At 62.7% G+C, this 12,333-nt stretch carries 7 protein-coding genes; 4 read left to right on the top strand and 3 right to left on the bottom strand.

Features of this window, described 5'->3' with window-relative positions; all coding sequences use genetic code 11:
• The first annotated feature begins 44 nt into the window (after positions 1–44).
• The 4 genes from M1E05_RS19830 (at position 45) to M1E05_RS19845 (ending at position 8,276) form a co-directional block, all read left to right on the top strand.
• Positions 45–1,958, top strand: coding sequence for an amylosucrase (locus M1E05_RS19830; protein WP_461163980.1), 1,914 nt, complete (start codon positions 45–47; stop codon positions 1,956–1,958).
• 75 nt (positions 1,959–2,033) lie between these two features.
• A complete protein-coding gene (gene ppk2 / locus M1E05_RS19835) occupies positions 2,034–2,927 on the top strand; it encodes a polyphosphate kinase 2 (RefSeq protein WP_461163981.1) in 894 nt (297 codons plus the stop codon).
• Positions 2,928–2,931: 4 nt separating this feature from the next.
• Entirely contained in the window at positions 2,932–6,882 is a 3,951-nt protein-coding gene (locus M1E05_RS19840) for a Pls/PosA family non-ribosomal peptide synthetase (protein ID WP_461163982.1), read from the top strand.
• Positions 6,879–8,276 carry a M1 family metallopeptidase gene (locus M1E05_RS19845; protein ID WP_461163983.1) on the top strand — a complete coding sequence of 466 codons (1,398 nt, stop codon included), beginning with the start codon at positions 6,879–6,881 and terminating at the stop codon, positions 8,274–8,276. The genes M1E05_RS19840 and M1E05_RS19845 overlap by 4 nt, the downstream gene beginning before the upstream one ends.
• Positions 8,277–8,295: 19 nt before the next feature.
• Here M1E05_RS19845 and M1E05_RS19850 read toward each other — a convergent pair whose 3' ends face one another.
• From M1E05_RS19850 to M1E05_RS19860, 3 genes are all read right to left on the bottom strand, one after another.
• On the bottom strand, positions 8,296–8,976 hold the full coding sequence (locus M1E05_RS19850) for a 4'-phosphopantetheinyl transferase family protein (RefSeq protein ID WP_461163984.1): 681 nt from the start codon (positions 8,974–8,976) through the stop codon (positions 8,296–8,298).
• 174 nt (positions 8,977–9,150) lie between these two features.
• Positions 9,151–11,052 carry an RICIN domain-containing protein gene (locus tag M1E05_RS19855; RefSeq protein WP_461163985.1) on the bottom strand — a complete coding sequence of 634 codons (1,902 nt, stop codon included), beginning with the start codon at positions 11,050–11,052 and terminating at the stop codon, positions 9,151–9,153.
• A 362-nt stretch (positions 11,053–11,414) separates the two neighbouring features.
• Positions 11,415–12,272, bottom strand: a complete 858-nt coding sequence (locus M1E05_RS19860) for an SDR family oxidoreductase (protein WP_458112887.1) — start codon at positions 12,270–12,272, stop codon at positions 11,415–11,417.
• Between the last annotated feature and the right edge of the window lie 61 nt (positions 12,273–12,333).

Genomic DNA, 12,333 nt, shown 5'->3' on the forward strand with positions numbered 1-12,333 from the left:
CAGCCAGTAAACCGAACCGCAACCTCCTCCAAGGAGCAGTTTCCATGCCTGAGCTCACAGAAGCAGACCAGATCCTAAGCCGGAAGGTGCTTGACGCCGTCGCCCGAAAGGCAGGCATCGGACGTGGAGATCAGGACTGGACCGACTTCGAGCGGCGCTTCGGCAGGCATTTTTCTGACTTATCCCGGTTGTTCCATTCGCTCTATGGCTCGCGGCGGGACTTTCAGGACCAGCTGACTTCGCTCCTCCTCGAAATCGCCCGCTCGTGGAAGGAAAGGCCCGCAGATCTCAAGACCATCGACGTCGAGCGGGAGGGCAACAGCGACTGGTTCCAGTCCAACCGGATGCTCGGCGGAGTCTGCTACGTGGACCGGTATGCTGCCGACCTTGAGCGTGTCCGAGCGCGGATCCCGTACTTCAAGGAACTGGGCCTCACCTACCTGCACCTGATGCCGCTGTTCCTGGCGCCCGAGCCGCACTCCGACGGCGGTTACGCCGTCTCCAGCTACCGCGAGGTCAACCCCAAGCTCGGCACAATGGAACAGCTGCGCGAACTTGCAGCTGAACTGCGCGCCAACGGCATCAGCCTGGTGGTCGACTTCATTTTCAATCACACTTCAGACGAACATGAATGGGCCCGCAAGGCTGCTGAGGGCGACCCGGAATACAGCGGCTACTACTGGATCTTCCCGGACCGTACCCTGCCCGACGAGTTTGAGAAGAACGTCCGCGAGATTTTCCCCGATGACCACCCGGGCTCCTTCATTCAAATGCCTGACGGGCGGTGGGTGTGGGCTACTTTCCATTCATTCCAATGGGACTTGAACTACTCCAACCCTGAAGTGTTTCGTGCCATGGCCAGGGAGATGCTCTTCCTGGCGAATCAGGGAGTGGACATTCTCCGGATGGACGCTGTGGCCTTTATCTGGAAGCAACTCGGAACGACGTGCGAGAACCTGCCAGAAGCCCACACCCTGCTGCAGGCGTTCAACGCCGTTTGCCGCATCGGCGCCCCCTCCCTCCTCTTCAAGTCCGAAGCCATCGTCCACCCCGATGAAGTGGCCTTGTACATCGATCCGGCAGAGTGCCAGCTTTCCTATAACCCACTGCAGATGGCCCTGATCTGGGAAGCGATGGCCACCAGGAACGTCTCTCTGCTCTCTCAAGGATTGGAACGGCGCCACAACATTCCGCGGGGTACGTCCTGGATCAACTATGTCCGCAGCCACGACGACATCGGCTGGACCTTCTCAGACGAAGACGCCGCCGAGCTGGGCATCAACGGCTTCGAGCACCGGCGGTTCCTGAACTCCTTCTACGTCAACCGGTTTCCGGGGAGCTTCGCCCATGGTGTCCCCTTCCAGGACAACCCCCGCACCGGGGACTGCCGGATTTCCGGAACGACGGCGTCCCTCTGCGGCCTTGAGGACGGTTCCAAGCAGGCGCTGGAGAGGATCCTGCTGGCACACTCGGTGGCGTTCAGCACCGGTGGCATCCCGCTGCTCTATCTGGGCGACGAGGTGGGCCAGCTGAATGACTACCAATATGCAATGGAAGAAGGTCACGCAGCCGACAGCCGCTGGGTGCACCGGCCGCACTACCCAGCGGAGCAATATAAAAGACGGCACGACCCCGCGACGCCGGAAGGCACAATCTTCGCCGGGCTGCGGAAGATGATTTCAGTGCGCGCTGCCACCCCGGAAATCGCAGGCACGCGCCTCGTGGACTTCAACACCCATAATCAAAGCGTTCTCGGCTATCAGCGGCCGGGGAACGGCTCCGCAATCCTCGCCCTGGCCAACTTCAGCGACGAACCCCAGGACGTTCCGGCCATGACGTTGTCTGGATTTGCACTGGAGGCAGTGGATATTCTGTCCGACAGTCCGCTGAGCCTCGGCCAAGGAATCACCCTCAGCCCGCGCGAGTACGTTTGGCTCAGGGTCCGGCCACAAGCCTAGGATCGTGCGGTTCACATCTCACTCTGTTGTTTCCCTGTTCATCGGCAGTTCACCGCTTGGGCGTACGGTCTGCCGGTGAACGTATTCGATCTGTCCAGCCATGGCTTCTCTGTGCTCGACGATGATGATGATGACCCGGTTCTCGTCAGTCCCGACGGCGCCCCCGTCGACACCTGGCGGGAAGGCGACCCGTACGCTGCCCGGATGACGCGGGAGCAGTACGAGATGGAGAAGCGGTTACTTCAGATCGAACTACTGAAGCTGCAGAAGTGGATCAAATCCACGGGCCGTCGCCTGGTGGTGGTTTTTGAAGGACGGGATGCAGCCGGTAAAGGCGGGACCATCAAGCGCTTCACGGAGCACCTGAACCCCCGTGGTGCTCATGTTGTGGCGTTGGAGAAGCCCAGTGAACGTGAGCAGTCGCAATGGTACTTCCAGCGATATGTGGCCCATCTGCCGGCTGCAGGCGAAATCATCATGTTTGACCGCTCCTGGTACAACCGGGCGGGGGTTGAGCGGGTCATGGGATTTTGTACCGACGTCCAATACCAGGGGTTCCTTCGCCAGGCTCCGGCCTTCGAGCAGGTTCTGACGAACGACGGTATCGACGTCGTGAAGTTCTGGTTTTCTGTATCCCGCACCGAGCAACTGACACGGTTCACCATCCGTCAGGTGGACCCGGTCCGGCAATGGAAGCTCTCTCCCATGGATCTGGCCTCTCTGGACAAATGGGATTCCTACACCGCAGCCAAGGAGACCATGTTTCGGGCAACGGACACCGCTTGGGCCCCCTGGACCGTGGTCAAGAGCAACGACAAGAAACGCGCCCGGCTGGAAGCCATGCGCCATGTCCTGCACATGTTTGATTACGAGGACAAAGACACCGAACTTGTCGGCGCGCCGGACAGCCTGATTGTCGGCCCGGCTTCAAGGATCTTCGAGGACGGTGAAAGTCCAGGTGGAAGCTAGGCCTGTGGTTGCCACAGCTGTCGCAGGCCTAAACGGGTTCGTGCAAACCCACAGCCCGCAGCTGAAAGGTGCGCTGAAGGCCTCCGCCCCACGCACCCTTGTAGAAATATTTGAAGATTCTGTTGCCGCGTATCCTGACTCATCCGCCCTTGACGATGGCCGTGCCTGCCTCAGTTACACCGAACTGCAGGCCGAGGTCAGGACCTATGCCCGGAAGTTGCAGCGCTCCGGCATTGGTGCGGGGCACAGAGTGGGCGTGCGGATTCCGTCAGGGACCAACGAACTGTATGTGGCGATTCTTGCTGTCCTTTTTGTCGGAGCGGCCTACGTCCCGGTCGACGCCGACGACCCGGATGAGCGCGCCAGGCTGGTGTTCGCCGAAGCGGGCGTATCCGCCGTTCTGGGCGCCGACGGTATCCAGGACAACCCCGTCCCCGGCGGTTCCTTGCCGGAGCCGCGTCCGGCAGCACCTGATGATGACGCGTGGATCATTTTCACGTCCGGATCCACGGGGACACCCAAAGGCGTGGCGGTGACACATCGCTCTGCGGCGGCATTCGTCGACGCCGAGGCACGCCTCTTCCTGCAGGAGGAGCCCCTCGGTCCTGCTGACCGGGTACTGGCAGGCCTCTCCGTTGCCTTTGACGCATCGTGCGAAGAGATGTGGCTGGCATGGCGGCACGGGGCATGCCTGGTTCCGGCTCCTCGTGCCCTGGTAAGGACAGGAATGGACCTGGGTCCGTGGCTGGTCACCAAGGGCATTACTGCCGTCTCCACCGTGCCAACGCTGGCCGCCCTCTGGCCGGTTGAGACACTTGACGCCGTCCGGCTGCTGATCTTCGGCGGCGAAGCATGCCCGCCGGAACTGGCCGCCCGCCTTGCAGTGCAGGACCGCCAGGTTTGGAACACGTACGGACCGACCGAGGCTACGGTGGTAGCCTGCGCAGCCCTAATGGATGGATCCGGGCCCGTCAGAATAGGCCTTCCGCTGGATGGCTGGGATCTCGCCGTCGTGGATGCCGAAGGCATTCCGGTGGCTGAGGGCGATATTGGAGAACTAATCATCGGCGGAGTAGGACTGGCGCGGTATCTGGATCCGCTCAAGGACGCCGAGAAGTTTGCCGCCATGGAAAGCCTGGGATGGGACCGCGCCTACCGCAGCGGCGATCTCGTACGCTATGAACGCGAGGGTCTTCTGTTCATGGGCCGGGCCGATGAACAGGTCAAGCTCGGTGGCCGACGCATCGAGCTGGGGGAGGTAGATTCCGCCTTGCAGGCCTTGCCCGGAATCCACGGGGCAGCTGCCGCAGTGAAAAACACCGATGCGGGACACCAGGTTCTGGTTGGCTACCTTGCCCCGGGGCCAGGCATCGAACCCGACCTTGCCGCCCTTCGTGAGGTGCTGGCCCTGAAACTTCCGGCCGCGCTGGTTCCCATGCTCGCCGTCGTCGACTCCCTGCCTGTGAAGACCAGCGGCAAGGTGGACCGGGCCGCACTGCCGTGGCCCCTTAAATCCGTGGCTGAGGATACATCTACCGGGACAGTGACCTTGGATCCTGTTGCCGCGTGGATCGCCGAGCACTGGACCGCGGTACTGGGTGGGACTCCCGAAGGCCTGGAGGCCGACTTTTTCGCACATGGCGGAGGCAGTCTGGCAGCGGCCCAGCTGGTGTCCGCGCTGCGCACCAGATATCCCACCATCACGGTCGCTGACATCTACTCCCGGCCGCGGCTGGGAGCACTGGTGGAGCTGGCCCTGACATTGGGCGGCGGAGGGGCCGCAGTCCCGGCACCCGAACGTACCGTCAGACCAACCGCCCGGAAATCCCAGGTCTTCCAGGTGCTCATCAGTGCGCCCCTTCATGTCCTGGTGGGGATGCGCTGGCTGACCTATCTGATGGCCGGAAACAACGTGTTGTCCATGCTTGGTCTTCTTACGGCTGCACCCACCGTTTCCTGGTGGTGGGTGCTGGCGTCCTGGGCAGTTTTCGTCAGTCCTTTGGGACGCATGTCAATCGCTGCGGCGGCCGCCCGAATACTTCTTCGCGGCGTTGTCCCAGGCGCCTATCCCCGATCGGGGAAAGTGCACTTGAGGCTCTGGCTGGCAGAGCAGATCGCTGATCTTGCCGGGGCTGTCAGTCTCGCCGGGGCCCCCTGGATTCCGTACTATGCCAGGGCACTGGGCGCGAAGATCGGCCCGAATGTTGACCTCCATTCGGTGCCTCCGGTCACCGGGATGCTGTACCTAGGCCCGGAATCCTCGATTGAACCTGAGGTGGATCTCTCCGGCTGGTGGATCGACGGCGACCTGGTCCATATCGGACGCATTCATGTAGGCCGGGGTGCCACGGTTGGCTCCCGCAGCACTCTGATGCCCGGTGCCCGCGTGGGGGCCGGAGCAGAGGTCTCCCCCGGTTCCGCGGTTCTAGGGAAGGTCCGTGCTAACCAGCACTATTCCGGGTCTCCGGCCGTCAGGATTGGCAAGGCCCGCCGCGACGTCCCCGCGTACCCTGCGCTTAAAAAAGGATCCAGCTTCTGGTTTCCCGCCTACGTGGCCGGGTCGACCCTGCTCGCCGGGATTCCCTTTTGCTCGGTGTTGGCGGGCGCCTCGGTGGTGGCTTGGGCGGTTCGCGGCCAAGGTTCCCTCGCTCAAGCCTGGCCGACTGTGCTTGGAGCTGTGCCCGTGGCGGCTGCCGTCTGGTTCATCGCCAACCTCCTGCTCATTGCCGGCGTGGTCCGTATCCTGGGGATCGGCTTGAAGGAAGGCCACTACCGGGTGCGCAGTCTTACGGGGTGGCGGATCTGGGCCACAGAGCGGGTGCTGGACGCAGCCCGGGATCTGCTGTTTCCGATTTATGCCAGCCTGTTCACCCCTCTGTGGTTGAGAATGCTCGGTGCAAAGGTAGGACGCAATGTCGAAGCCTCCACCGTTCTGCTCCTGCCTTCGATGACCACGGTCGGCGACGGCGCTTTTCTGGCCGATGACACGATGATCGCCTCCTACGAACTCAGCGGGGGCTGGATGAAAGTAGCTCCCGCAAAGATTGGCAAACGAGCTTTTCTGGGGAATTCCGGCATGACCGGCCCCGGCCGCAGCGTCCCCAAAAATTCCCTCGTCGCTGTACTCTCCGCTACGCCGGCCAAGGCCAAGTCAGGCACGTCCTGGCTCGGCAGCCCTCCTGTAAGACTCAGGAGGTCAAAGCTCGACGCCGACCAAACCCTGACGTTTGATCCGCCGCTGCGGCTGAAAGTATTTCGTGCATGCTGGGAACTCTGCCGGGCGATTCCCGTGGTCCTGACCGTAGGCATCGCCGCCGGGGTTCTGCTGGCCTTGGATCTTCTGGCAGTCAGCGCCGGAGGGTACGTCGCCGCGGCCCTCTTGGGTGGAGTCATCGTCTTGGCCGCCGGAGCCGTGGCGGCGGCGGCCTCCGTCTTCGCGAAATGGACCCTCGTGGGCCGCATCGAAGCCAGCGAACATCCACTGTGGAGTTCTTTCATCTGGCGCAACGAGGTAGTGGACACCTTTGTGGAGATGGTGACAGCACCTTGGTTCGCGCGATCCGCAACAGGCAGTCCTGCCCTCGTTTGGTGGCTTCGCGCCCTGGGTGCGCGCATTGGCTCCGGTAGCTGGTGCGAGAGCTATTGGCTGCCCGAAGCCGATCTGGTTACCCTGGGGGAAAACTCCACAGTCAATCGCGGGTGCGTGATCCAGACGCATCTGTTCCACGACCGCGTCATGAGCATGGCAGCAGTGACTCTGGAGGACGGGGCCACCATAGGTCCCCACGGCGTGATCCTGCCCGCAGCGCGTATCGCAGCCGGAGGCACCGTCGGCCCGGCGTCCCTCGTAATGCGCGGGGAGACCGTCCCCGCAGGCAGCTATTGGATCGGGAATCCCGTCAGCCCCTGGTCGGTGGGGCCCGGGGGGCCGGGTCAAGTTAGGATGATCGGGTGAACCGACCTTTCGCTTCCCCTGAACTGGGCCGGGCACTCCTTCCGGATCCGCTGCCGGACCCCTACACCCCGGGCCACGGTTCCTCGGGCTTTAGCGTGTCACGGTATGAACTGCACCTCGACTACCGTGTGGCCACGAACCGCCTCGAGGCGCATGTAACTGTTTCCGCGACCGCAAGCACGCAGCTGACGTCCATCATGCTGAACCTTTCAGGACTGCGCGTGGTGAAGGTCAGGGTGGACGGCCAACGTCCCGCACGCTTCATCCAGCGCGAGGGCCGCGTCGTCATCACCCCCGCTGGCCCCCTCCCGGAGGGATCCGACTTCAGCCTGGACATCCGCTACGAAGGACGGCCCGGCCCCCTGCGGGGAAACTGGGGCGACGTCGGGTGGGAAGAACTGAACGACGGCGTCCTGGTCGCCGGACAGCCCACAGGAGCACCGTCCTGGTTCCCTTGCAATGACCACCCCAGTCGCAAAGCCAGCTTCGGGTTCACTGTCACCACTGATGCGAACTATCAGGTGGTGTGCAACGGGACCCTGGTTTCCAGGCACGCGAAGGCCAGCCGCGAAACCTGGGTATATGAACAATCAGAGCCGATGGCAACTTACCTGGCTACGGTACAGATCGGCCGTTACGAGATCGCCCCACTGGCAGACTCTCAAGAGCCTGGTGCCGGCGGCCGGAACGAACCAGCCGCCGGAAGCAGGGTCCGGCAGCTCGTCGCGGCGCCGCCAGTCCTGATGAGCCGAGCACAGGCAACACTTGCCCGGCAGGACCAGATGATGGCCACGTTCGAATCCTGCTTCGGACCGTACCCGTTTCACTCCTATACCGTCGTCGTCCCGGACGACGAACTGGAAATTCCGCTTGAGGCGCAGTCCCTGTCAATCATCGGGCGCAACCATCTGGACCAGCGGTGGGAATCACAGCGCCTCATCGCCCATGAACTGGCGCACCAGTGGTTCGGGAATTCTGTTACAGCCTCCTCCTGGAAGGACATCTGGCTCCACGAGGGCTTCGCCTGCTATTCAGAATGGTTGTGGTCAGAAGCCTCCGGCCACGGAACGGCTTCATCCCGGGCAGAAACTGCCCGGGATGGTCTCGCTGCCAAACCGCAGGACCTGGAGATCGGAGACCCCGGCCCGGAACTGATGTTCGATGACCGCGTTTACAAGCGAGGTGCTTTGGCCCTGCATTCACTGAGGGGGGCCATGGGCGATTCGCTCTTCTTTGGGTTCCTCAGGGCCTGGACGGAACGGAACCGCTTCGGATCAGTGACTACCGCTGACCTTATTGGGCTGGCACAGGAGTTGTCCGCGGGTCTGCCAGGCTTTGACGCCGAGAGCATCCTTCACCCTTGGCTCTACCAGTCACGGCTGCCTCAACGCTGAAGCCCCCTGGCGAAATCGATCAGGGCCGGCCAGCAAGAGTTGCCAAAGCTGCGACGGTTCCGGAGGGAAGCCCCAGCCGCTCGGGATCCAGATCAGCCAGTGAAACCCCCTCAAGCCGGTCCCCGGTTACGTCACATGATGCAGGGTCCCGTTCCAGCCCTTCGCCGATGGCCTTGACGAAGGCTTCCTTCCGCGCCCAGAGCCGTGCCCGCTGGCGATGCCCCTCGGCTGTCGTTCCCGATGTGAGGCCGCTGAGTTCGTGTGAAGTCAGGACAAGTGCGTCAAAGCCAGGGAATGCTGTCCTGCCGATCTTTTCCGCATCCACCCCAACCCCGCCCAGGGATCCGCCGCCAACGGCGCCGGTCAGAAGCACCCACCCGCTTGTGCGGCTCAAACTCAAAAGAGGGCCTGGATCCCCGCCCCTGAGGAGGTACCCCGGCCTGCCGTGATCCGCTGTTTCGCCGCCGCAACGCGGGCATTGGAAGTCTGCCACCAATGTCTCGGGAGAAACGCCTGCCAGTTCAGCAGCGAAGAATCTCAAGGCCAGCCTCCCGGCCAGGAAGGCAGAAGCATCCGAAGGGTTAACAAAACGCCTGGCGCGCCGATGTTCTAAGTCGTCGAGCAGCGTCAATTCTGAAGCACTGGGCGCCTGCAGAGCTACCGCCCTGACTGCAACCCCTCCTAGCTCCGTATCGCGCACACTAGCCATTGTAAGGATCGACAATCGTCCCCAGGGTCAGCCGCGCACCGGTTGTAACAGGATAAGTAGCCTCTGCTGACAGGGTCCGCCTGCAAGGCGAAAGGTCGGGGAGCACTTACGCTGCGCCCCGACCTCTCGGTGTTCTGCTGCTACCTCAGTTCCGTGGAGCGTCGCTTACGGGGTCACCCGAAATTGCTGGCAGGTGTTGTTCAAGTTGGACCACTGGTTTATGCGGGTTCCGTTGGCCAGGCCGCAGCCAGCCAGGTCAAGCAGCTTCCCACTGTGGGCAGCGACGAAGTTGATAGTGCCGTCCTGCCGGTGATCGATGCGCCATCTGGTTCCGTTTTCTGTGCAGGCAGTCTGGGCCACACCTGCTTCATCGGCCGTGCTGGACGCTGAAACGCCCAGGCAGAGGCTCGGCGCGGACTGGGGATGGATCTGGACGTACCCGCCTGCTGCCTGCGAGAAGCTCCACCGCTGGCAAGGGCTGCCAGACCACTCCCATTGCTGCAGCAACGCTCCGCTTGCCGTGGAGCAACCGGGAATATCAAAGGACTTACCGCTCGCCGCGGACACGATCCCTACGTTGCCGACAGGCCTTAGTGCCCACTGCTGGCAGGCGTTGCCCAGCGAGGCCCACAGCTGGACCTTGGATCCGGAGGCGACGGAACAGCCCGCGGCGTCAAGGACCTTCCCGCTGTTGCGGTTTGTCAGCGACGAGTAGCCGTCGACGGCGAAAGCGGGTCGCCACTCCTGGCAGGCGTTGGCCAGCCAAGACCATTGCCGCACCTGGGTTCCGTCGAGGGTGCCGCAGTTGGCAGCATCCAGAGATTTATTGCTGGATGCGCCCACCAGCCGGTAGTAACCATCCGCCGTGGAATCCAGCTTCCAGCTGCTTGCAGGATTGCCGGTACAGGTTGTCTGCACCAGGCCGGCACCGTCCCCGCCGGAACCGCCGCTGGCAGTGGCGCACAGGCCACTGTTGCGGTTGACGAGCTCATACGCGGCGCCGTTCACCGGCGTCGTGATGGGTCCTCTTTCTCCGCTGGGAACGCTGAGTTCGGTTGAGGTGGAAACCGGCTGCCCCAGCAGGGGACTTCCGTCAGCACCCCAGGAAACGGGCTGTGCCCGCGTAGAGCGGGTCGTGCCGCAGCCGTCTCCTGATGAATCGTTGCCGTGGTAGGCGTTCCACACCTGCGTACCGTCAGGGGATGTAAAGAAGTCGTTGTGGCCTGGTCCGAAAACGCCGTTGGCTTTGCTGAAAATCGGATCGGCTCCCTTTGTCCAGGAGGCTGCGAGGACGGGGTCGCCGCCGTTATAGGTGAGCATGCCGAGTTTGTAGTCGGGGGTCCAGCAGCCGCTGGCTGAGTAGACGATGAAGGTCTTTCCGTCGCGCTGCAACGGGATGGGGCCCTCGTTGACTGCGCCTCCCACGGTCTCCCAGCTCAAGGTGGGTTGGGACAGGATTTGCGCAGCCCCGGACACCGTCCAGGGGTTGGACATGCGTGCAATGTAATTGCTTTGGCGGCCGTCCGGAGCGGGGGCAAATTGCGACCAGACTGCGAACAGCTCGCCGTTCAGCTGCAGGTACGCCCCGTCGATGTTCCATGCGGTGGTAGGGACGGGCTGACCTTTATAGGAGTAGGGCCCCAGCGGGTCGTCGCCTGAGCTTTCGAGCACGTGCAGGTGCTGATTGTCGAAGTTCCCCGGCGTGCCCATGGTGTACATCAGGTACCAGCGCCAGCCGTTGGGCCCCTGCAGCCTCTGCAGCTCCGGCGCCCACATGTTCGATGACCGGCCGGAGTCCGTATCGGAATAGACGACGACGGGGGTGGCCGTTTTGAGATTCGCCAAAGTAGGCGCCTTCCGCATGGTCACGACGCCGGACCAGGTGGTGGCTGCGGCGTAGTAGTTCCCGTTGTAATACTCAACGGTGGGATCGGCCTCGGTGAAGAGCGCGTTGGTAAAGGTGGGCTCACCCACACTTTGCGCTGGCGGGGTGAAGGGAAGGGCCGCAAGGCCAAAAACGAGGGCAGTGGCCGCGGAGGCAGCCGCGAGCCGGAGCAGTCGCTTCATGGCCATCAGGATGTGACACTGACACAGATACGGGCTGATGCCGGCTGAACCAGCTGTGTACCGGGCGGAAAGTACGTTGAATAAAGCGCTGAACCGGACATCCTTGTCCTGCTTTCTCTTAGACCGTGAAATTGAATTGTGAGCGTTAACAACGCCGCGCTCAATCATCTACGGTGCCGCAGTTCCCGTCAAGGGGTGTGCCTGCGTTCTCGAGGCTCGCCCGCGCACCAGCTACGCAAACGGTCTGGGACGCGCAAACGGTCCAGGGTCACCCATATTTACGTGTCCTCGGACCGTATGCGCGTCATGCCAGCTCGGGCTTTGCTCTGCCTGGGGCACAGGGAGGACCCCGAGCCGAGGGATCAGGCCAGGCGGCCGAGTGCCTCCGTCAGCGGAACGGTCGGACGTCCCGTCAGCCGGGACAAGTCGCCTGTGACGGATGCCAGCTCGCCGTCGCGGATGTTTCCGTCGAGTGCCACGAGGAAGCCGGCCGTCTGTTCGTCCAGCCCTGCAGCCGTGAGGATTGCCAGGTGCTGGGCGGGATCCACAGCCTCGTAAGTCACCTCACGGCCCAGGACGGTGCCGATGGCTTCGGCAAGCTCTTCGAAATCCCAGGCGACATCACCCGTCAACTCGTAAACAGCGTTGTGGTGCCCGTCGGTCGTGAGGACGGCAGCCGCGGCGGCAGCGAAATCCGAGCGGGCCGCACTGGCCACTTTCCCGTCGCCGGCACTCGCCACAACCTTTCCGGTATGGCGGGCCTGCTCCAAGGCAGCTGCATAGTTCTCGGAGTACCAGCCGTTGCGAAGGATCGTGTAGGGAAGACCAGACGCAATGAGCGCTTCTTCCGTGGCCTTGTGCTCGGGCGCCAGGATGAGCGTTGTTGTGTCGGCCTTCGGTGCGCTCGTGTAGACGAGCTGGTCGACGCCGGCCTTCCGGGCGGCATTGATAACGTTGATGTGCTGCTCTACTCGCTTTCCCACCTCGCTACTGGAGACCAGGAGAACCCTGTCGCCAGTCTGCAAAGCTGCACCCAAAGATTCCGGCTCATTGAAATCGATCCGGGCTGTTCTGACGCCCTTCGCTTCGTAGTAGGCGGCCAGTTTTTCCTGGTCCCGGCCGGCGGCTACAAGCTCCTCCGGAGCTATGCCCAGGTCCAGCAGGCTGTCGATAACGAGTTTTCCGAGTTGTCCGGTAGCGCCGGTGATAACGATTGCCATGGGTACGTCTTCCTTTAGATAGGGGTCTCTTTCAAGCGATCCAACCGCTCGATCACACCTA

It is taken from the genome of Arthrobacter sp. R4-81 (assembly GCF_054792365.1).